We start from the raw sequence: 22,974 nt of genomic DNA, 5'->3' as shown, positions 1-22,974 counted from the left end.
CCATGGCCAGAATTACAAAAAGACGTAGACAATCCCGCCGCTCTGCTCGCCTAGATTTTGCGGCAATTGAAGTTGTTGGCGGTCTTCTACCAACAGATATAATCGCCCAAATTGCAGCTGGTGATGCAGCCGAACAAAGTGATGAAAGCTACGATATCCCCAAAGGCCTGAAGCTTCGGGATGAAATCGCTCGCTTTTATCAGATCGCCCATGCTCACTGGGAAAGCTATGAGGCTGGAAAAGGGGCGAATGCGTCTGCTCCTATTGGCTTCGTGCAAAGCCTGCTCTCAGAATGCTTCGGCTTCAAAACCCTCACAAAGTCGGCTGGCAAACAGATTACTGACCGAACATTTCCTGTTAATTTTTCTGCAGCAAATGGGCGTATACCTGTCATCATCGCTCCTTCTTCTCCCGCTGACAGCAGAAAGCCAGGCATAGATGAAGCTCTTTCTCAGTTTGGAGATGACACCCGCAAAAGGTCATCGACCCAGCTCTTGCAGGAATACCTGAACGCCGATGAAGATGCTTTATGGGGTATCACCTGTGATGGTGGCGTGCTGCGTATCATGCGGGACAATGCAAGTCTCACACGACCGGCCTGGATTGAAGTGAACTTCGAGAAGATCTTCACAGAAGGACTTTTTCCCGACTTTTCCGCAGCATGGCTTATCCTTCACGCTTCCCGATTTGGCGTTGAAGGCACTAGTCCGTCCGACTGCCCGCTGGAGCGTTGGAAAGAGCGGAGCCGTCTCGATGGTGCAGCTGCAAAAGACAATCTGCGCTTGGGCGTGGAAGCTGCACTGATTGAACTGGGGCGAGGATTTATCCAACATCCCTTCAACTCGGAGCTGCGAGACCAGCTGCAGTCAGGCGAGTTAAGACGCCAAGCCTACTATGAAGAACTATTGCGGCTGGTTTACCGCATCATCTTCCTATTCGCGGCAGAAGACCGCGACCTCTTGCATGCCCCAAATACGAGCGACGCCGCCCGAAAGGCCTATCTTGGAGGGTATTCATTGCACCGCCTCCGAGAACGCTGCGTTCGCAACGCCTCTCTCGACAAAAATATTGATGCTTGGGAGGGGATGAAATCCCTCTTCATAGCACTTTCGGACGGACAGCCTGCTCTTGGGCTGGTTGCTCTTGGCGGGCTCTTTGACCCAGACAAACTCGAACATCTCGGCAACTGCAAGATCGACAACAAACGCTTCTTAAAAGCGATCTGGCGGGTGGCTTGGTTCCGTCCTGAGGGTCAATCCATGACCAAGGTGAATTGGCGTGACATGGAAACGGAAGAACTGGGGTCAGTCTACGAAAGCCTGCTGGAACTCACACCAGAGCTGAACCTCGAGGCGAGAGATTTCACCTTTGCGGAAGGCGATGCGACCAAGGGCAACGCCCGCAAGGTGTCAGGCTCCTACTACACACCAGATTCTTTGGTGAAACTTCTTCTGGATACCACGCTGGATCCCGTGCTGGATGCAGCGGAGGCACGAAATCCAAACGATCCCGTCTCCGAAATACTTAAGCTTTCGATGATCGACCCGGCATGTGGGTCTGGTCACTTTCTTCTCGGAGCCGCTCGTCGCGCCGCAGCCCGCATCGCTCGTCATCGGATGCCCGGAGCCATTTCACAAGAAGTCTTCCAACATGCCCTGCGTGAGGTCGTCGGGAATTGCATATACGGGTCCGACAGGAACCCAATGGCAGTTGAGCTCTGCAAGGTGGCCTTGTGGATCGAAGCGCTGGAACCAGGCAAGCCGCTATCCTTCCTCGACGCCCGCATCCAATGCGGAGACAGCCTGATCGGGATCTTCGACTACGAGATGCTGAAGGCCGGTATCCCGGACGATGCGTATAAGGCGATGTCCGGCGACGACAAAGAAGTGGCCAAAGCCTATGAACGCCTCAACAAGGACGAACGTGATGGCAAGGCCGCGTCGGGCTTTATCAAAACTCTCGCGGCCCCGGCTGAGATCATCGATGGCGCGCGGAAAATCGCGGCCATGCCCGAGGATACGCTGAAGGAGGTCAAGGCCAAGGCGCGTGCATTTGCCAAGTACGAGGCGTCTGACCAATGGCAGCGCTTGAAATTGGCCTGCGATATGTATGTGGCGGCCTTTTTCACACCCAAGGTGGGTGAAGAACCCTCCGCCCGAACTTTAGTGGACATGCCCGTGCCGACAACAGGTGCAATGTGGGAAGCGTTAAGCGGCAAAATCCGGTCGGATGTCCTGCAAGACAATGCCCATACCGTCTCTGACCAGAACAGCGCTCTGCATTGGCCACTAGCTTTTCCGGCCGTCATGGCGCGAGGCGGCTTTGATGCCGTCGTAGGAAACCCGCCGTGGGAGCGTATCAAACTTCAGGAGCAAGAGTTCTTTGCCTCACGGGATACGGCGATTGCGACTGCCAAGAACAAGGCCGCGAGGGACAAGCTGATCAAGGCCTTGTCTTCGGCTGAGGACGGCACAGCTGAACGCGATCTCTTTCTCGAATTTGAAGCGGCGAAACGTGCGGCAGAAGCCGCCAGTTTCTTTGTCCGCAAGTCGGGCCGGTTTCCCTTGTCCGGCGTCGGTGACGTCAACACCTATGCGCTTTTCGCCGAGCATTTTTCACGCCTTGCCCGTCGAAACATGCAGTCGCAGAAGGCTCCCCAAACCTCGCTGCTCCAGGCCATTGCGGATACAGGCGGGGTTCGTGAAGCACCTTCTGGCCGCGCAGGGATGATCGTGCCGACAGGCATTGCCACGGACAGCTCCACCAGTGCGTTTTTTGGGGATTTGGTGGCAACCAAACGCTTGAACGCTCTATACGACTTCGAAAACCGAGACGGCATCTTCCCGAGTGTCCACAGAAGTTTCAAATTCTCGATCCTGTCCATCGGTCCTGCAAAGGTCGCTAGTTTCGCCTTCTTTTTGCACGATGTGTCCATGCTGGAAGAAAAAGAACGTCGTTTCACACTCACACCCGAACAGATCGCGGCGATCAATCCCAACACAAAAACGGCCCCCGTCTTTCGGTCGCGCGCCGATGCTGAACTGACGGCAAAACTATATGCCAAAGCGCCCGTTCTGATCGAAGAACAGCCTGACAGCCCTGAAGGCGACAAGAACCCCTGGGGGATCAGCTTTCAACGCATGTTCGACATGTCAAACGACAGCGGTTTCTTCGCGGGCGAGGATACCCTTGCAAAGCAAGGCTTTGTTCGTAGTAGCGCGAATTGGGAACATTCAGACGGGCGGCGCTTTGTGCCCCTCTATGAGGCCAAAATGATCCACCATTACGATCATCGCTGGGCGACCTATGAGGGTGAAGATGAGGATCAATCGACGCGAGACGTGACCCTTGAAGAAAAGCAGAATCCGACCTTTGAACCGACCCCACGTTATTGGGTGCCGGAAGATGAGGTTGATCTGCGAGCGTCACGTGTGCCGACCCGTTTGAAATCGGCATTCCGCAAAGAAGATGCTGAAGCGTGCCTTAAGGTTCTGGCAGAGTGGGTCTTGGGGTCGACCCCAGGCTTGAGCCCGCGCAACCCGATCGCCTCCCTGCGCGATATACAGGCACATCTGACAAACGTCTTGGGCCCGCAAGCGACATCAACCAGCGTCGTGGGCAGAAGTCTTCAAAATTGGCTGAGCGCCTCTGCGCCCCGTGGCGTGGAGATGCAGCGCTATACGCCGTTAGCTCAAGACGATCTCGCCTTTATCAAAGACTATGATGGTCGATGGCTGGAGCTGACGGGGGACCTGATTGATCGAAAGAAGCCGCGTTGGTTGTTGGGGGTTCGCGGCATTGCTCGTGCTACCGACGAAAGAACTGTTTTAGGAACTATCATTCCGCGTACAGCCACGGGCAATAGCGTCCAAGTTTGGGGCGTACCAGGCGATCTTTCGACCCCGCACTATGCCGCTCTTATGGCTTGCATATCAAGCATACCCTTCGATTACATTGCCCGCCAAAAGGTCGGCGGAATAAATCTTAACTTTTTCTACGTGCAGCAATTTCCGGTAATTGCCCCTTATCAATTTAATGAGGAAGAGTTAGCAATTCTAACGAAACTGATGACTGAGTTAACCTACACTACCGAGGCTATGCGACCTTGGGCCGAAGACCTCGGTTGTGATCGAGCGCCGTTCAACTTTGATCCAGAACGACGCGCGCTTCTTAGAGCGGAACTCGACGCGTTTTTTGCTCACAAGTATCGCCTGACAAGAGAGGAATTGAGTTTTGTGTTGGATCCTCATTCGATCAAAGAACATGCGTACCCCACTGAGACATTTCGGGGGCTGAAAGAAAAAGAAGTCAGCCAGCTTGGCGAATACCGAACACAGAGACTGATCCTGGAGGCCTATGACAGGCATTCAAGATCGAAAATGTAGAAGAAAGGACGGCAGTTATGACACGAGAGGAAATGTTTTCACTTGGAATTTTGCGCGCTGGTCAAGAAGTCCAGCTCGTTGGCATGCCCGCATCTCGGGCCACAATTGTGGATGCACGAAAGGTAAAATACCGAGGTGAGACTATGACATTCACGGCGTGGGCCAAGAGCTTAACCGGTTGGAAGGGTGTCAATATCTTCGACAAGGTAGAACTGTCTACCGGAGAAAGACTCGGTGCACTTCGCAAAAAACACTTGAAGTGATCTAAAAAGAATGGACCTGAGCCTACGCAACCGACTGGAAAAATCCGCCCTCGATCACGGGTTCTCGATCCCCCTTGGCGAAAGCGATGGTTGGCTGTGTTTTCAGGGCCATGCGGTGACAGCTCGGCTAGCCTTGACCACGGATGATACAGGGCGCTTCTTTGTTGGCACCTCGCATCGGGGCGTCGGCCGCGAACTGTCGAGCGAGCTCGCCCCCGCGCCGGTCGCGCATGAGGGTTTTGACTGCTTTATCGCCCCAAGCTCCGGCGATCTATTCCGCATCATCGGCCGCATTTGGGCGCTCGCGCGCTCTCTGCCCAACGAACCGCTGGCAGAGTTCGAGCGTCTGCTTCAAGAGGAGCCTTCCAGCACCGAGGTGGAACGGCTGCGCAAGGAACGGATCGGGCAGAATGTGTTTCGCTCGGCCCTGATGGATTATTGGGAAAAATCCTGCGCTGTCACCGGCGTGCGGAACCCGACGCTGCTACGCGCGAGCCACATCATTCCCTGGGCCAAATGTGAAAGCGACGAAGAGCGCCTGAACGTGCATAACGGTTTGCTTCTGGTCGCCACGCTAGACGCCGCCTTCGACGCTGGTCTTGTGTCCTTTGATGACGGTGGGAACATTCTGATCTCGACGAAAGTCTCAGACGGGGATCAATTAGCTTCCGGGATACTGCCGACGATGCGTTTGACCCGCTTGAATGACGAAATAGCGAAGCGCCTGAGTTGGCATCGCACCAACTTGTTTGAAGGGTGATGGCATGCCCCAAGCGACAAACTCGCACGATTTGCAACTGATCAATTGAAGCGCAAGATTTAGACGGACGGACGAATGAATAACCAGCCAAAGCCAGATTCAAAGACATATGATGACCTGATCTCGGACGTCAAAAAGGGCATCATCAAGGTGCCCAAGTTCCAACGGGATTTCGTCTGGGACTTGAAGGCAACTGCCAAGCTTCTGGATTCTATCCTCAAAGGGTATCCCATCGGGACCTTCATCCTTTGGGAAACGGATCAACGCATCAACGATATAAAGAACATTGGTGGCTTTGATCTGCCTGAGACGCCCGTTGGGCGCAATGTTCAGTACGTCCTTGATGGGCAGCAACGCATAACCTCCCTCTTCGCTGCCTATCTTGGTGCACAGATCAGAAAACCCACCGAAAAAAAGGTGACCGACTACAAAGACATTGTCGTGAACCTGGAAGAGAACCTCGAGGAGAAGGAGAAGGACATCGTCACCGTGAAAGACGAGGCGGAGGTTTTCATACCCCTGCATGACGTTCTGAACTTTGACTACCAGATGGGCAATGAACTGGAACAGCGTGGTTTTGAGAAAACTCAAATCAATCAGATCAGTGCTTATTCCAGCGCCTTTAAGACTTATGCGTTCTCAACGGTCACCCTTCGACAGAACGATATCGAGTCCGCCATTGAGGTCTTTACTCGAATAAATACGGGGGGAAAGGTTCTCACGCTTTTCGAAATCATGTCGGCCAAGACCTACGACGAAGCCGCTGATTTCGACATGCAGGCCCGCTGGGAGAAGTTCCAGAAAAAACTTAATGACAGCAAGTACGAAAACATTTCTCCCTCTGTTCTTCTGCAAATCCTGAGCCTCGTCATAAGCGAGTCGAAGGAGTGCAAGCGAAAGACGATCCTTGGCCTGGACAAGGCCGACATCATTGCAAGGTGGGATGATGTCATCTCTGCGATCGAGAAGACCATCGACCACTTCCGAACAGTTTTGCGGATACCTGTTTCCCAAATTTTGCCCTACGACACTCTCATCGTGCCTTTTGCCTACTTCTTCTTGAAAACGGGCAAGTCACCCAGCGGTCAGCAACGGAAATATCTGGAAGAGCTCTTCTGGCGTTCTTCCTTGTCGCTGCGGTATTCATCGGCAACTGAATCCAAGCTGGCGGCTGATATCAAGAAAGTTGATCTAATCATAGCAGGCCAGCGGCCAGCTTACTCCGAGTTCAAACTTTTCATCAATTCAGCTCAAGATCTCCGTGAAACAGACTTCTCGACCGGGAACGCGATCTGCAAGTCGATCCTGTGCATTCTAGCATATCATGAACCAAAAGATTTCGACACAAACGGTAAGGTGCTTCTGGATAACTCCTATCTCAAAATCGCCAGCAGTAAGAACTACCACCATTTCTTTCCGAGAGCATTTGTCCGCAAGCATGGCAGCGATGCAGAGACCCCCTATGCCAACTCGATTGTGAACATCACTTTGGTCAGCGCCGAACTGAACAAGAAGCGGATCGGCGCAAAGGCCCCCTCGGTTTATCTAGCAGATTTTGCAGATGAGAATTCAGAATTAAAGCATGCGCTGAGCAGCCATCTCATCGAGTTGGATGATGCCTCAGTTGTGCAAGACGATTTTACTGCATTCCTGAAGCATCGCTCAGAAGTGCTCTATGCCGAGATCTTGAAGCGCATCGAACCATCCGAAGCACCCGCGCAGATCGACCCCATCCATGAGATGATCCTCGATGGAGAGGGCCAGCTGGTAGAGTTCAAGTCCACCCTACGATACGACATGCGTACTGGCGAAGTGAACAAGAAGCTCGAGCATGTGGTCGCCAAGACAGTTGCGGCATTCATGAATTCTGACGGTGGAAGCCTCTTCATTGGTGTCGATGACCATGGGAATGCCATTGGCCTCGAACTCGACTGCGGCACACTTTCAAAGAAAGATCGGGACGGCTTTCAACTTCACATTGCTAATATCTTCGACAAGTTCCTCGGTAAGGACGTTATGAAGCTTTGGAAGCTCAACTGGCCCACCTATGACGACAAACAGATTTGTCATGTTGAGGTCACAAGAGCGAACAAACCCGTTTACGTGATTTCCGAAGGTAAGGAGGAGTTCTTCGTACGCAAAGAAGGATCATCGCAGCCGCTTTCACGTGCGGAAGAGCATGAATGGAACAAAGGACGCTTCTGAGAAAAGATCGAGAGCCTTGAGCAACAGCGGAGAATGCAACGTGACAAATTCAGCTTTGGCGATCATCTACAAAAGCTCGGCATGCTGAGGAAGTGCCATGTGACCAATCTGTGACAAGACTAACGATGGAATCGCGTCACGGTTTCAAAGATTAAATTTCGATGTCTCGTTTTGTGTTGGCGAACTGTAGTTTTCACACCTGACGAGGCCAAAATGCAAATTGAGGTGACAATGAATACAACAAACAAAGAAGCGGTAATCGAAGACATTGCTCGTCATTCTCTTGATTGCATTGAAAAGGTCGCGGCCGATGCCGAGAATGCCCGCGCGGCCCATAAAAGGGGCGACGCACGGGTCTTCACGACCATAAACACTCTGAACAGCCCTCAGGCTGTAAATAGCATCGGCTCGATATCAGATAGTGAAGCTGAGGCTATTGCCGCGCTCATCCAGCAACCTGTCATCGCGCGGGTTCACTTCCTGGACGAAAACGATGAAGAGGAGACAATCTTCATCACTCGCACCACGCCCCGGTCTGTTCCGGGCTACAAAATCGCAAGCTACCGGAGCGATCTCGGGAAGATTGCATCATTGGTGGCCGGTGATGAGGGATCATTCAAATTCGGGGCGAGAGAGCGGGACCTCCTGATAGATAGTCGCGCACTTCTTAAACCAGAGCGTACGTCAAGCGGGTGGGACTCTCGTGAAACCGAAATTGATATCAGAGATTTGGGTCGTTTCACGGTTGGTTCGCTACGCGAAATCCTCACGCCTGAAGGTGAAATCGAAGAAGGGGACCTCGAAGCGCTCTGGAACGATGATACCGATGAAAATGTTGTAGAAGGCGTTAGGCGGGCAATTATCACGCATATGGGCCTTCGCGATCAGCCTATTTTGGACCGGCATCAGGACGAGATTTTTAGGATGCCGATCAACACCAAGTGCTTCCTCTCAGGCCCTCCGGGTACTGGCAAGACTACCACGCTGATTAGGCGTTTGGGGCAGAAAACCGACCGACAGGCTCTCCAAGAGTCGCCTCAGGAGCTGCGGTTAATCGAGCAAGTTGAAGCAGAAACCAAGACCCCTCACGAGACAAGCTGGGTCGTTTTTTCCCCGACCGAATTGCTTCGTCAGTATGTGAAGGAGGCGTTTGCACGCGAAGGCTTGGCTGCGAGCGATACCCACATTAGAACTTGGGAAGAGTTCCGGCGTGAAATTGCTCGCGATGAATTCAAGCTATTGAGAACCAGTAGCGGGAGCGGCCCTTTCGTAGAACGGCGCGCCCAAGACTATCTTAAGGATGAAATTGCCGACGAAGCCTCGTGGTATGATGACTTTAGGTCATATTTGGATACTTCGGTTTCAGAAGAGCTAAGGGCCGATGCCAAGTGGTTGGCTGCAAGACCGGCTGACGATCTGACAACTATTGGCCAAAAACTCTCCGAAGATTTGGACACCCCACGGAAGGACATTTACGCCCACGCGCTACGGAATGTCACCGAGCTGGTACCTGACATTCGAGAAGCAATATCTGAACGAAGTGAAGCCATCTCTCGCCTTCTCGCCAAAGCCCGCAACGCGCTTGTCTACGAAGACCGCAACTTTCCAAACATTCTCCGAGAGGAGATATCTCGTCAGCTGTCAAACGCACCACAACCGGCAGAGGATATAGATGACTTTGAAGATGCACTCGATGATGAAGATCAAGCTACAGAGGAACCTCAACCCGGCCGTCCAGTAAGCCGCCAGCAAGCCCTTGTGCGCTTCGAGCGTGCGCTCAAGGCGATCGCAAGGGCTCGACTGGCCAAACGAACTGTATCGGAAAAGTCCCAGGACGGAATGCTTCTAGCTTGGCTTGGCGAGAAGCGCATTCCATCAGATGAGGACTTGGCTGAGTTGGGGAAACTGCTGTTGGAGCAGACCCGTCTGCGAAAGTTTGAGCGACTTGAACGCCTTTTCCTTCGGGGCATCGCACCAAAGTATAAGCGGTTTCGTGCAGAGCGAGTAAAAACTTCACGCTGGTATGAGGCGACCCCAACCAAACCTTTTGATATTTTTTGGAAAGAACTTGACCTCGTTGTTCTCGCCGCACTGCAAATCGCCAATGAGCTGTTAGGGCACTATCGAAGGCATGCAGTAAGCAGTCTGCCGGATGGCGGCCTCCTGGGTGGCGTGCGCGCCATGCAAAGAGCACAGGTTCTGATTGACGAAGCTACCGATTTCTCCCGCGTTCAACTTGCTGCTATGCACGAGATTTCACACCCAACTTCCAGCTCGTTCTTCCTCTGCGGAGATATCAATCAACGCCTGACATCGTGGGGCCTAAAGACAAATGAAGCCTTGGACTGGATTACCAAAGGTATCGAACGGAAGTCGATCACCGTGTCGTATAGGCAAAGCCAACGTCTCGTGGACCTTGCAAAGGCTGTTGCATCACTGGGTGGGTCACAAGCCGAAGACATAATCTTGCCGGATCGTCTCGACGCAGAAGGCTTGTCGCCGGTATGGCAGGACGCTCTGGCCGATCACGATAAGGTCTCCGACTGGCTCACAAGTCGTATTCACGAGATCGACCGAATGCTACAGCGGTCCACAACGATCGCGGTTCTTGTGAATGAAGAGGCTGACGTAGAGCCCCTAGCTAAGGCGCTGAACGACCGCTTGGAAGAGATCAGTCTCTCGGCAGTCGCGTGCAAAGACGGCAAGGTGGTGGGCAACGATAGAGATGTCAGAGTGTTCGATATCCGCCATATCAAAGGCCTGGAATTCGAAGCGGTCTTTTTTATCGGGCTAGATGAGACAATTGCGAAGCATCCCGATTTGTTCGCCAAATTTCTTTATGTGGGGGCAACACGAGCAGCGAACTACCTTGGCGTCACCTTTACACAATCAATCCCTGGGCAAGTGGCGATGCTAGCGCCCCATTTTCAAAAGGACTGGCCAATGTAGCCGGGAAAAGGCTGTCACTGGAACAATGATCTACTATGCTCATTTGGGACACGCGAAGGAAAAATTGCGATGATGGGCGCATTTTCAAGCTATATCAACACAGTGAGGCCTCTATTTGGTGGACTTCGTCACCGACGCGGGCGGGAAAACTTTTCTCGATCGCGGAATCGAATGATCGTCAAATTTGCATGACAATTGCCAGAGCGGGAAACCCGCCCTGGCGCTAAGGTCACTCGGTGACCGGATCTTCATCGCGGCGCGGGAAGGCGACCATTTCGACATCGGGGAACATGCTGTGTTTGACATTGATCGACGTGATGTTGCCGCTGTCGTCGGTGTTCACGAAGAGGACGCCGCAGCGGTCCCAGAAGTTCTTGCCGTCTTTTTCGCCGGATTTGACGTTCAGTTTCAGAGTTTGAGTAGCCATCTTTTGATCCTCACTTTGAGTGTTTCGATGAACATGACCAAAGCTGGCACCAAGGGGCTGTCAGCGAGAAACTTGTCTCGCGAGGAATGCGCTGGCGCAGGGGAATTTTCTTGTTGAAGCGGGGCTTGCACCGCGCCTGCTACGGCTGCCCGCTTATGTTCAGCAATCAGAAACACGGCGTTGAGGATCTGAGTTCGGCACTCCAAAATCGACTGCCACGTCGTAACGCATCAGAATGGCCAAGGACCTCAAAATCCCGCTGCAGTCAAACGGCTTTCGTCAATCAAATTCAACAGCGGCCTCAGGTCACGCGCGCGCTAGATCCGCTTCCTCGTGCTCGAAGGCTGTTGCCATCTCCCTGATCTCTCGCTCCGGAGCCCCCAAGGCACGGGCAACATCACGCCAAGCAATAGTCGCTTCGGCCACCTCGGCAATGATGCGATCTGCCTCGCCGCGTTCGAGAAGATAGGAGTCATGTTGCGCGCGGTGCAGGGCGATACTGGCATCCGGGTTGTCATCGTCGACATAGCTCTTTAGCACACGCGGTTGGTTCGGCACAGGGTTGATGTCGTAGGCTGGTGAGAGGTGCCATCCGCCACGCCCACGCAGAAACCCGTGATTGCGCATATGGTCATCGAGGTTCGTCACGAGAATGGAAAAGGCAACCCGCCGGTAGAGTTCCTCGCGGTCTTGGTCCGGCGTTACGCTTTCTGAAGTGATGATATCTGCCAGGTCCAAATAGCTGTAGCTTTCGCCATCCTTGCCGCCCAGCATCGCCATAGCTGAGATGAACGGGATCCTGCCGTCCTCGTTCCGGTCAAACCGATGGGACAGGAAAACAGGCTTGTCGCCAGCCATCTCAAGCGTGTGATCCGAGACCGTAATTCCAGCGCGCCTTGCCAGCTCCAGCGCTATGGCCTCCCAGCGTTCCACGCAATAGGTGTCGGTCTCTTTCGGGAACTTGGCGACAGACAGGCGGCCGTGCTGGTCAAGGATGCTGGCCTTTGGCCGAGCGCCGCCCAGAGAACTTCCCGGTGCAAACAGCATTTTGAGGTCCTCTGCGGTCTCTTCCCCGCGCAGAACGCGCTGAGACGCATGAAGCAAATCCCCGAGGCTCACCAGCGCAGGCACCCCGATGCCCTCACGCGCTTGAAACTCGCCATCAACCCTGAAGCGCAGCGCACCCAAACGGGTCTCATCATTCACCCCAAGCAGGTAGTCGGTTTCTTGCAGTGTTCTCGAGCGTCGTCCCTCGGCCTCTGCCATGCGCCCCTCAAAACGCCGCATCACCGTTCGCCCCCAGGTATCAGGGGCAGAATCCCCAATCGGCGCAAGCATGTCCTGCCCTGCCTCAGGCACGAATTGCCCTTTAACGAGAGGCATGTCCGGCGAAAGCCCAAAGGCATTTTCGTCGGCAAGCCAGTCTTCATGATAGGTGAAGGACACCCGCTCTCGGCCGCGCCCCGCTGTGCGGTGAAGCGTGCCGACCCGTTTCAGCCCCTGCCAGTCGATCCAGACCTCAACCATTTTTCAGTCTCGCACGTTGCGGGAGGTCATCCAGTGCCATCTGCTCGCCAACCGGATCATCGATATCCCCCCAACCTTTCAAGAGGCCAAGCGCCTGTAACACGGCCACGTAAGTGCCGATCTTAACTGCGGGGTTCCCGCTTTCGATCTTGGCAATTGTCTGCCGTGTTGTGCCAGCGCGCTGCGCAACAATCTCAGCGGTCAACTTGCGGCGCAGTCGCGCAACACGAATGTTTTCCCCAAGTGCCACGAGCTCCTTACGGGCCGCCCTGGGTATTTTGATCGAAACTGCCATAATGATACCTCCAAGCGACACTAAGTGCCTAAATGTTACGCTGAGATATCATTAATGTCAATTTCCTCCGTTTAGCTCGACGATCCAGCACCCCCGCTCAGGTCACATCTTATGTTATCTCAAGATAACATTGGGCGCATTAAGGTTACCAAAACGAAACACAGCCCGATCACCCAATTGCACCTGCAGGCTTACATAGCCACACAAATGCAATGCGTGCACTCGAACTGAACGGAAACGGCGTGAGATCACTTAAGTTCGCCAAGCATGAGATTTATCCGCTGCCGAGCCACAAACGTGACACCGATCTGGAAGCAAGGCTTGTTGAAAGAGATCGTTTTAACAGTCTTCAGACCCCATACGGCGTTCACCATGGAAAACCTGCTTACGAAATTCTCAATTAGAAGCTACCAATTGACGCGAATTATTCTGAGAATAACCGCACCCTACACGCGCCTAGAAGGGCCGGTTAGCTCGCAAAATGAAGTGACCTGATCCATGGCTCGAAAGCCCTCTCTTTCCATCGAAAAACTGTCCGAGTTGCCCGCTCAAAAACTTGCCCAACTGGTGCTGGATGAGGCCGAGCGCAACGCTGGCTTTCGCCGTCAGGTCAAAGCGGCACTCGCCGCGAAATCCGGGCCGGAAGGCATTGCGAAGCTTATCGACCGACGGCTTTCGGGTCTGGAACGCGCCAAAAGCTTCATTGAATGGGACAAAGCCCGCGCCTTTCGCGATGATCTGCAAAGCCTGACCGACACAATCGAGGCCGAGCTTGCACCGGCCGCTCCGGATATGGCGATGGACCGTTTGATACGGTTCATTGCCACACATGAGCGCGTGTTCGAACGGGTCGATGACTCATCAGGCCATGTTCAGGATGTCTACTATCTGGCTATCATAAGCGCTGGAAAATTGACGGCACAGCTGAGCGCCCATGAGGCTGCATTGCTGCCTGATAGAATTATGGCACGCCTTGGCGAAACCACGCACGGCTATCTGGCTGATCTGACCAAGGCCATCGCGCCACATCTGCCGCAATCTACGCTGGCGCAATGGGATGCTGACCTCGACGCAGCAATTGCAAAGCGCAAACTTGAAGAAGCCAAGCTGTCGACGGATCGCTGGCATTATTCCATGACCTCTCAGTGGTCAGAAATGCGCCAATCAATTGCTGAGGCACGCGGTGATATTGACCTGATGATTACCCTAGAAAGCGCCAAAAAGCCACATATGCAGGATGTTCAGGGTATGGCTGTGCGTTTGCTGGCTGCTGGTCGCGCCGATGAAGCTCTGGAATGGGTGCGCAAACCTGGATCACGCGTCAAAGGACAGGATGACGCGCTGTCCCCCCAAAGAGTCCAAATCGAAGCGTCTATTTTGGAAGCATTGGGTGACAAATCAGCAGCTCAAGCACTGCGCTGGCAGTGCTTTGAGAGCCGATTATCAGCCGACATCCTGCGCGATTATCTGAAAAACTTACCTGACTTTGATGACATTGAAGCCGAGACAAACGCTTTGCAGTATGGCCTGTCTCATCAGGTTCCGGAATTAGCTTTGCGGTTTTATCTCGATTGGCCACGCCTTGACCTCGCCGCACAGGTCATCCTTCAGCATCACGCTCACTGGGATGGAGGCCTCTGGCACAGCTTGCCCAAAACTGCAGAAACGCTGGAACATGAGCATCAGGCGGCGGCAACGATCCTTTATCGCGCGCTTCTGGACGATATCCTCAAGGCGGCGCGATCCAAGGCATATGGGCATGGGGCGAAGTATTTGGCAAAACTTGCCCTGCTGGCCAAGGCTGCTGATCCCTTCCTTCCGGAAGGCGTCATGGAACATGGATCTTATATGGCTGAGCTTCGAAAAAACCATGGCAGAAAATCTGGTTTTTGGGGGCGAATTGGGTAGATGGGGAGCCGCATCCAAGGCGTTTTGATCATGGTTTGCGCCGAATTTTTGGGCGCAGCCATGCCGTGAAGCATCAGCTCAATAGGTGCAACCTCGCCTTCAGCGCGCCGTCGATCGAAGCAAGCAACGCCTCCGGGAAACCATCCGGAAGCCGATTGAACGTGGCCTCAACGATCGCGTGCGAGGTCTCCTGTAGTTCTTCGAACAGGCCCTGCACGACTGCGCGGGACAAGCCGGATTGCACGCCGGTCTCCACGATGTGGCGGCCCACGATATTCGAAACCTTGTAGTGGTTCGAGTTGCCGAAGTTCATGGCCAGTTTGAAGTATTTCCGCTCGATCTGCCGGGCGTCGACGGTCGGTTGCACCGTCAAAACGTCGTACAGTGGCGTCATGTGAAAACGGCCGCCGGGCAAAAGACTGACGCTGAAGTTCTTACCATGGCCGTCTGTCGCACCCAGCAGCCAGAACAGGACATTCGCTTTGAAAAAATCGTACCGATCTTTGTTGGGATCATCACTCCCCAACAAGAGTTCCATGATATCTGAGATTCCTGGGCCGCCCTCGTTCTGGTACTTCTGGGTAGGCACAACGGACAATGCCTGACAGCAATCTTCCTGAGGCAAACGGATCAAGCGGCCATCTGACGTCCAGCGCCGGTCAAAACGCTCAACCACCAAGGCTTTCTTGTCGCCAAACTGAGCCATTTCGACATTCGCAGCTCTAAGCCCAAACGCTTCCATCAGCTTGAGGCATAAGTATTCATTCTCAACGCTGTCAGACAAATCCATGCCATTGGGCAGTCTGCCGATTTGGGGCTTGATGATGTGTGTGGTTGGCGTTGTGCCGGTTGGCTCAATCCACTGGCCGTCTTTGCGAAGAAGGGCCGTTTTTTCCTGTGCGCCAGCTACAGAAATTCGGAAGTCATTCTCGCGGCGAATACCTAGAGGCGCGAGATCGAGGTCGCTCAAGATTGCTCCGATCTGAGCCTCGTCAACAGGTTCCCCAGTCAACTCAGACATCGGTTGTGGCTCTTGCCCATCGGGTAGAAACTGAAGCGCTCCAACACAGTCGCGTCCAATTTGTGACAGCAAGCTGAAGGCATCTACGCCCTCGGCCCCCACGCGTTCCGCGACCCTTCGGCGGATGAGGTCACTGTCAGGCAACAGGTTGTCAAAGACGGCCATCACAGGCGCGCCGCTGTACCGGTTCTCCTGCAATGGCAACGACAAAGACACGGGCATCCGGTGCTCCCATTCGAGCCAGTCTCGTGCATAGGCGAAACTGACGCCGCCCGAGGGCTCACGCACCAATTGACCCACGAGCCGCGCGTTCAGGAAAACGTTCAGCGGTATGTAGCTGCGCTTGCGGCCCATGTCAGAAAATGTCCTCTAGCCCGTCTGATGTGCCTTTGCTGCGCTCGGCCACCGTAATTTCGAGCTCCAAGGCCGCGATCAAATCAAATACCGTTTCCAGCTTGGTGCCCCCACTGCCGTTCTCGATTTTGGAGATCGTCTCCTGCCAGACACCGCTCATCGAGGCGAGTTCCTTCTGGGTCAGTTTCTTTGCCTTCCGAGCTTCGCGAATTGCGTGGCCCAAGTTTTTTGATGTACGAACGAGGTTCTTCATGGCGGTTCTCCTGCCACTGCATATGACCCATGGATCATAAATTGTCAATATGATCTCAAAATCATAAGCGCGCAGTATGATCTGAGCATCATAGACCTCAACAGCGTTGCGAGCTGTCTCACAGACTTCGCAAATGTCCTCACGGCTGCAGCCCTGCAGCTCGAACTTGCTCAGGCGTCACCAGCTTTGTCGCGATCAGATCCTCGATCTGCCGGTTGGTGATGTGGCGGCACAGAGGATGGCACTCGTGGATCCATTCGGCGAGGCTGGCGCGGCCTTTGGCTTCGGCCTCTCGCGCCTTCTCGCGGTCGGCTTGGATCTGGGCCAGTCCCTTCTCCCATCGGCGCATCTTGAACCAGTTGTCCGAAAAACAGACCTTGCTGCGTGTGTAGCCTTCGCTTTCCTTCGCATAGGCTTTCACCGCCTGAAGCAGGTCATCGGGCTCCACCCCGGCCTTCACGGCCCCTGAGATCAGGCGCAGACTGGTTCGCCGGTCTCGGATCCTGTCCTCGGGATAGGCCGCCAAGATCTTCTCAGCTTCAAGATCTTCAACCTCCTCCGCCGCCTCGCGCCTGCGCGTAGGTGGTTTATGGATGGTTTTAGGATGGTTTGGGGTCCACCGTGAACCCCGTACCCCGTTCACCGTGGACCCCGTACCGGGTTCAGGCTGGACGGGGTTCACAGTGACCCCCGTGTCGATGTCGGGCTCGGCCGTGGGTTCCAGCGCGGCCACGCGCTCCAGAACGATGCGGTAAATAACCGTATAGCCGTTCTTGCACTGCCGCCGCCCTGTCTCGATCAGAATGCCTTCGCGCAGGAAGTCGATGATGGTGCGCTTCACCGTGCTCTCGCTAAGCTCTGTGTGGCGCTGGATCGTCCCCTTGGAGCACCAGATGCCCGAACCGTCATCGCTCGCCTTGTCGGCCAGAAACATGATGATCTGCTTGCGCGCGGCGCTGCCAAAGCGGCGCTCAGCGCATTCATTTGCGATACGCCAGCTCATGATCTCACCGCCAATTGGGTTGAGGTCAGACCGGAAATGCCATATGATTGGAGACAGAAATATTCTTCTATGCCGTTGAGGTGGGTGGCCGCCCCCTCAGCGGTTTTTCTTTGCCTTTTCACCAGAGGAAAAGCCGGTGAAAAACCGTTTACTTGGGGCTTGTAACCTCTTGAAAAGTGACCCTGAACGAAACAAGTCCGTTTACAATTTTTCCCTTTGAAATCAGCAAAATTTTCCGGATTGCAAATCCGTGTACACCGGTTCGATTCCGGTACTCGCCTCCATTTCATTTCAAGCACTTAGCCGAAATCTAGAAGACATACGCGAATTTCAAACACGGATATTTGAAACAAGAGCGCTGAGCCACGCATGTGGCTAGTATTCTCAACGGAAGCGCATTGGCGAAAAATTCGAGGCGACCGCCTTCTCATGAGAGTGCAAACAAGAAACCAAGACACAGACTTCTCAAGCGATTTCTCGGCATCGCTGCCGTTGAGCGAGAGTCAGTCTAAAGTCAGGTATGCGGACAAAACGCTCTTTCGCTGCGCATTCATGAATGACCGGATTATGTGGTGCGCGACGCTAGAAAAATGCTCTCGGAGACCTCAGCCCACTGGCTGTACACCTCAAGAGAAACAGCGTGTAGCACGCCATCGGCCTTTTGTTACGCCTGCTTTAACTGGTAAATCAAATTGGACGAAGCATTGCGTGTTTCCTCAAGCGCTCGCTCTGCCGCATCAAGCAGCCGTTTACGTGATGAAACCATTGAGCCGCGCTTCAGAGAGTCTTCGATTTTATAGAAACTAGTGTGCAGGTTCTTTGCTCCCAGAGTGGCACAAACGCCAGTGGTGTTGCGGACACGGGATCTCACGCATTCTTCCTCAAAATACGAAGGGTCACATGTCTTAAACAGTTGGATGATGCAGGAGGCCTCGTCAAACAGTTCATCCAGGCTTTTGCCAGTGAGCTCAAGGCCAGTTGCCGAAACCAGCACATTCAGGGGCTCCAATTCGAGCACCGATCGCGAAGATTTGTTGTCGAAACCGACCGCGCACTCCTTGGTCATCTTACCAGTCAGCGCCAACCGGAGCGCTTCGGTCGAGATGGGCTTGGTTAATATTCCCTGCATTCCGGCGGCAAAGATCTCGTCCCGGTCTTTCGGACTGGCATGTGCGGTTTGTGCAATGATTTTTGTGTGCTGGTTAGGACCTTGACGGTCACGCAGCAATCTGGCGGCCTCGGTACCGTCGATGTGCGGCATGCTGATGTCCATCAGTATCAAGTCAAAGTGCTCATTCATGGCCACGTCAATCGCATCCCGCCCGTCCTCGGCCTCAGACACTGAGTGTCCTAGCGCTTCGAGCATATCTGTAAGTAACAGGCGATTTATTTCGTTGTCATCGACAACGAGAACTTTCTTGTGTTCGGCCGTGCCGGTCGAAACGCGATTACCATTAAGTGATCGCGCTTTGTTACAGTCCCGATTGTCGAACCGGGCAGAACCTGGCGCGAGCCCAACTGGAATACGAACACAGAACTCGCTTCCAGCCCCTTCCTCACTCTTTAGATCTATCTGACCGTCCAACGCGTTGACAGACGTTGCCACGATGCTCAATCCCAAACCTGTACCTTCAGAATGACGCCCGTATGATGCGTCGAGCACTGTGAATGGCTCAAAGACACTTTCAATATCACATGACCGTATCCCCGGGCCGTTATCTTTCACCACAAACTCGAGTATACCTTCAGGATCAAACTCCAACAGGATGTCGATTTTTGCGCCTGCTGCAAATTTTACAGCGTTGCCAACGAGGTTTGCAGCAATTGTCCTGAGCAACCGCGGATCAGTCTCAACGTCAAGCGGCATACCTGGTTCGAACATGAGAGTGATCTGACTGCCAGCGCGCTCTGCCTGTGCAGAGTTTTCCTCTACAATTGCTTTCATCATATCCGACAGATTAACACAGTCCTTTTGAAGCTTGACGTTGCAGCTTTCCAGCCTGCTCACTTCCAGAACGTCGTTAACGTGCTTGAGCAGAGTGTGAGTTGACGTGCTCACGAAGCCAAGATATTTTTTTTGCGAGTTGGTCAACTCAGTCCGTTCGAGAAGGCCCACAGCACCAACGACTCCATTCAACGGCGTCCGCATCTCGTGACTGAGCACCGAGATAGCATTGGACTTGTGCATATTGGCTTCTTTGGCTGCTTCCAGTGAACGCTCCAGCAGCGCTCTGTTTTCTGCCCAGTTGTCCAACAAGCCGTTGAAAACGAACCTTAGAGAAACGAGTTCAGTCGGCGTCAGGAAATTAAAGTCGGGGACGCGCGCCGTAAGGTCTCCACATCGGACTTTCTTGACCACCTCCGATAACTTGTGAATGGGGCGCGCAATCAGACCCGACAAGACCCAACTCGCCAACGCGGCAATCAAAAAAAGCACTAAAAGTGTGCCAAGGAGTTTGTTCGCTTCAGCGCTCGCTGCTTCTTCAAGCTCAGAAATAGGCTGTGGAACCATTGCCCCCCAACCTGTGGACGGAACAGAAGTGTAGCCGGCAATCACGTCAGCCTTCAACGGAGGTGCGTAGAACTGCATTACTCCGGTTTGACCAGATGTCATGCGTTGCACCACTTCAAGCCCGGCCACGTCTTTGGACGTTTCAACCCACTCCTTTTTCGGATGCGCCAAGACACGGCCCTCGTGATCTACAATCATGGCGTGACCACGATCGCCAAAGGCGATGTCAAGCTGCTGTGAAATCAGGAAACTCGTGTCGATCACCCCTACCAGAAGCGTTCCGGAAGCAAATAAGCGCGTGATGTAGATAACTGGTCCAGACGGCGATCGCTGGACGCCCGAAAACGTGGACTTGTCGGTTGCTGCATTTGCGCGAAGGCTGGCCAAGGCCGCCTCGCGTGGCGCTTCAAACTCTCGATCGTACAACACGTTCATAACGTGATTGTCGGGACTAATAACCGCCACCGACCGAAAATCGTATGACCCAAGCAGTTCATCAATCGAGCCCTGAGCGTAGTGTTGGTCATAGTTGGCCACCACAAAGTCGAAAGTGGCTTTGACGTCGATCGCGTATCGATCCAGCGTCGATGCAAGGTTCTCAGCAATGACAACATGCGATTGCTCCACCTTGTCCAGCTCGCGCTGAAGAGCCACTTTGTAACTGTTCTGCGAAAACACGCTGATGGCTAATAGCAATATAACCACCATGCCCAGAAACATGTGGACGCGCACTTTCTGAGTATTTCGAAAAGCGCGTGATAAGCACTCCATCACATTCGACACTACACTGTTCCTCCAACGCAACGTAGGTTAGACCGTCAGAACAGGTGCATTAGGGGAAATAAAGATTATCCCGCATATGCTTTCGTATATGCACGATAGTCGTTTGATTGGGATATGAAAGATTTTATCCAAATCGGACTTCAACGGTCGGAAGGTGGGACCGAAAAATTCTGGTTCAGCACGTGTGTTTGATTTGTGTACTGTCGTTTGCGACTCACGTCTGCATATCGCGGTTTGCGCCAGTTCATTCACTGCGCGGCATTCGTCATCATGGGCTCGTTCCGGCCGTTCGCCACAGTTTGCACCGATGGCTGCAATGCGGACAAACCTGCCGCCCAAGAAATCGCAATCGCAGTCACCGCTGCAATCCGGTTTTAACAACCTCTACTGCCCCAGCACTTCAAGCAGCACCTCGCCTGTCGCACCGGAAGGGGGGCGGGTGCCTGCGACAATCGAAAGGGTCAAAGCCACGTCAATCGTATGAACGCGGCGCGACACTTTCTGTGGCGCGATGCCCTGTCCAGCAAATAGGATCGGCACAAACGTATCGTAGCGCCAAGGTGAGCCGTGGGTCACCGTCACTGACAACCCGTCCATATCGTTGATGAACCATTCCGGTTGGAAAACAAGGTAGATATCCCCCGACCGGCCGGGGTGGTAGTTATTCAAGACCGCCTGCATCAAAGCATTGTCCGGCAGTGATCCCTCGCGAAGGCGCGAACTGGGGATCGCATAGGCGACACCTTCAAAGGCCACCAGTTCATCCGAAATCATAGTTTCAAGCGCGACGCGGTCGATGTCAGGATTGTTGCGAACCTCTGCGGCCAAGGTCAGATAGGGGTGGTCATAGCCTTCAAACAATGCACCGGGTATGCCGAAACGCTCTTTGATCCGCGCAACGGCGGGTGCCGTGTCCCAGTTGTCTGGCGTGACATAGCCACCCGGCATCCCGATAGAGGCAAGATAGCCGGGTGCTTCTGGAGCACCGTGGTCGGAGGACAAGACAATCAGGGTATTTTCAAGACCAACCTCGGCATCGATATAGGCAAAGAGATCAGCCAGCGTCCGGTCAAGCTGTAGCAGGTTGTCTTCGGCCTCAAGACTTGAGGGACCAAAGAGATGGCCGACGTAGTCAGTTACGGAAAAGCTAACGGCGAGAAAATCGGTCACATTGTCATCACCCAAACCTTCAGCATCAATCAAAGTCTTGGCAAAATCTGCCGTCATCTTGTCGCCAAACGGGCTAAGCGTCAGGAACGTCGTGTAGTATCCGCTTTCTGCTTCGCCCAGAGGATGGGGAAACGTGCTCCCAAATCCGGCGAAATCGGGCTTGTATCCTTTTTCGTTGGCGAAGAGATAGGTGTCTATGGGGTTCAGCAATTCCCACGACTGCCCGCTAAAGCTTTGTGGCAAACCTTTGTCGTTCCAAGCCTCTACCCATTCGGGATAACGGTCGTAGTAGTAATTGCTTGTCACGAACTGTCCAGCGGCTTTTGAAAACCAGAAGGCCTTGCCTGCGTGTCCGGCCATCGCAACCGCACCCCGATCCTTGATCGAGACGCCGAAAACTTTTGCGCGACCGGCTGTGTTAACGGCTAGTTCGTCACCAAAGGTCGAGGTCAGAATTGTAAGTGGCGAACGGCCATCACTCGTCGCCGCACGCTGCGTGGGGTCGATTTCAGTCGCATCGTCAACATCCGCACCACTCGTCAGGAGAGAATAGTCCGGGTCTTCAATGTTGTAGACGGTACGGCCAGCTTCGCGGTCATACCAAAGATTGCCGATCATGCCGTGCGCTGCCGGGTTGGCTCCGGTTGCAAGCGTCGTATGCCCTACAATCGTTTCTGTGTTGGCATGTGTATGGTGGGCGTTGTTGTAGTGGATGCCTTCTTCCAGAAGGTAGCGGAAACCACCCTCTCCGAACTGCTTGAGATGTCTGGTCGGCATGTCGCCGCGCAACTGATCAACAGTGATTTGCACGATGAGTTTTGGTTGGCTCTGGGCTGTGGCAGCCATCGGCATTGCGCCCAAAGCGCATATCACCAAGCCTATAGTTTTTGGCAGAAAGTGCATTAGGAATCCTGTTTTTACAAAGAGTGTCAAACCGGAGTATGCAGTTATTCTTCACCTTGAAACAACCTTAGTCAAAAAAAGCAATCTCAACGGCAAATTTGGGCTGATTTCGTTGAAAAAGTCGTTGGTTTTTGGCGTTGCGCGTTTAGCTACTGCGCTGATTTTATTGAACGACCGATGCTGAGGCTTGTTGTCAGCCGGTGGTTGTCACCATTGGCTTGAGTTTTGCTAGTTTCCGGAGGTTTTGGGCGATGGC

At 53.7% G+C, this 22,974-nt stretch carries 14 protein-coding genes and 1 pseudogene; 6 read left to right on the top strand and 9 right to left on the bottom strand.

The features are described from left to right. Positions 1-2 precede the first annotated feature (2 nt). The 4 genes from TRM7615_RS24645 (at position 3) to TRM7615_RS24625 (ending at position 10,562) form a co-directional block, all read left to right on the top strand. A complete protein-coding gene (locus tag TRM7615_RS24645; protein WP_108792635.1) occupies positions 3-4,385 on the top strand; it encodes an Eco57I restriction-modification methylase domain-containing protein in 4,383 nt (1,460 codons plus the stop codon). Between the two features lie 273 nt (positions 4,386-4,658). Further along, a complete protein-coding gene (locus tag TRM7615_RS24635; RefSeq protein ID WP_108792633.1) occupies positions 4,659-5,408 on the top strand; it encodes an HNH endonuclease in 750 nt (249 codons plus the stop codon). A 75-nt stretch (positions 5,409-5,483) separates the two neighbouring features. Continuing rightward, a complete protein-coding gene (locus tag TRM7615_RS24630) occupies positions 5,484-7,613 on the top strand; it encodes a GmrSD restriction endonuclease domain-containing protein (protein ID WP_108792632.1) in 2,130 nt (709 codons plus the stop codon). Positions 7,614-7,826: 213 nt separating this feature from the next. Continuing rightward, on the top strand, positions 7,827-10,562 hold the full coding sequence (locus TRM7615_RS24625) for an ATP-binding domain-containing protein (protein ID WP_108792631.1): 2,736 nt from the start codon (positions 7,827-7,829) through the stop codon (positions 10,560-10,562). Between the two features lie 229 nt (positions 10,563-10,791). Here TRM7615_RS24625 and TRM7615_RS24620 read toward each other — a convergent pair whose 3' ends face one another. From TRM7615_RS24620 to TRM7615_RS24610, 3 genes are all read right to left on the bottom strand, one after another. Further along, on the bottom strand, positions 10,792-10,989 hold the full coding sequence (locus TRM7615_RS24620) for a hypothetical protein (protein WP_035262952.1): 198 nt from the start codon (positions 10,987-10,989) through the stop codon (positions 10,792-10,794). Positions 10,990-11,295: 306 nt separating this feature from the next. After that, positions 11,296-12,516, bottom strand: coding sequence for a type II toxin-antitoxin system HipA family toxin (locus tag TRM7615_RS24615; protein WP_108792630.1), 1,221 nt, complete (start codon positions 12,514-12,516; stop codon positions 11,296-11,298). Continuing rightward, positions 12,509-12,811 carry a helix-turn-helix domain-containing protein gene (locus tag TRM7615_RS24610; RefSeq protein WP_108792629.1) on the bottom strand — a complete coding sequence of 101 codons (303 nt, stop codon included), beginning with the start codon at positions 12,809-12,811 and terminating at the stop codon, positions 12,509-12,511. Before TRM7615_RS24610 ends, TRM7615_RS24615 begins: the two co-directional genes overlap by 8 nt. Positions 12,812-13,309: 498 nt before the next feature. Between TRM7615_RS24610 and TRM7615_RS24605 the strand changes: the two genes are divergently transcribed. Then, positions 13,310-14,719 (top strand): DUF6880 family protein, encoded by a 1,410-nt coding sequence (locus TRM7615_RS24605; protein ID WP_108792628.1) that lies wholly within the window; start codon positions 13,310-13,312, stop codon positions 14,717-14,719. 73 nt (positions 14,720-14,792) lie between these two features. Here TRM7615_RS24605 and TRM7615_RS24600 read toward each other — a convergent pair whose 3' ends face one another. The 6 genes and pseudogenes from TRM7615_RS24600 to TRM7615_RS24580 all read right to left on the bottom strand — a co-directional run bounded on the left by TRM7615_RS24600 (position 14,793) and on the right by TRM7615_RS24580 (position 22,625). Next, positions 14,793-15,689, bottom strand: coding sequence for a HipA domain-containing protein (locus TRM7615_RS24600; RefSeq protein ID WP_306417744.1), 897 nt, complete (start codon positions 15,687-15,689; stop codon positions 14,793-14,795). A gap of 138 nt (positions 15,690-15,827) precedes the next feature. Next, positions 15,828-16,094, bottom strand: a pseudogene (locus TRM7615_RS26190) (HipA N-terminal domain-containing protein); the annotation flags it as partial. Between the two features lies 1 nt (position 16,095). Further along, positions 16,096-16,347, bottom strand: coding sequence for a helix-turn-helix transcriptional regulator (locus tag TRM7615_RS24595; protein WP_108792626.1), 252 nt, complete (start codon positions 16,345-16,347; stop codon positions 16,096-16,098). Positions 16,348-16,486: 139 nt separating this feature from the next. Next, positions 16,487-17,350: a hypothetical protein gene (locus tag TRM7615_RS24590; protein ID WP_108792625.1), complete on the bottom strand. Its 864-nt coding sequence runs from the start codon at positions 17,348-17,350 to the stop codon at positions 16,487-16,489. Between the two features lie 664 nt (positions 17,351-18,014). Next, positions 18,015-20,582, bottom strand: a complete 2,568-nt coding sequence (locus tag TRM7615_RS24585) for a response regulator (RefSeq protein WP_165821539.1) — start codon at positions 20,580-20,582, stop codon at positions 18,015-18,017. A 447-nt stretch (positions 20,583-21,029) separates the two neighbouring features. After that, positions 21,030-22,625, bottom strand: a complete 1,596-nt coding sequence (locus TRM7615_RS24580; RefSeq protein WP_235824211.1) for an alkaline phosphatase family protein — start codon at positions 22,623-22,625, stop codon at positions 21,030-21,032. Position 22,626: 1 nt separating this feature from the next. Here TRM7615_RS24580 and TRM7615_RS25395 point away from each other — a divergent pair, with 1 nt between their 5' ends. After that, positions 22,627-22,902: a hypothetical protein gene (locus tag TRM7615_RS25395; RefSeq protein WP_165821538.1), complete on the top strand. Its 276-nt coding sequence runs from the start codon at positions 22,627-22,629 to the stop codon at positions 22,900-22,902. The last annotated feature ends 72 nt before the right edge of the window (positions 22,903-22,974 follow it).

The sequence above is a fragment of the Falsiruegeria mediterranea M17 genome (genome assembly GCF_900302455.1).
GTDB lineage: Bacteria > Pseudomonadota > Alphaproteobacteria > Rhodobacterales > Rhodobacteraceae > Falsiruegeria > Falsiruegeria mediterranea.
This window is presented reverse-complemented; position numbering and strand designations above follow the sequence as displayed.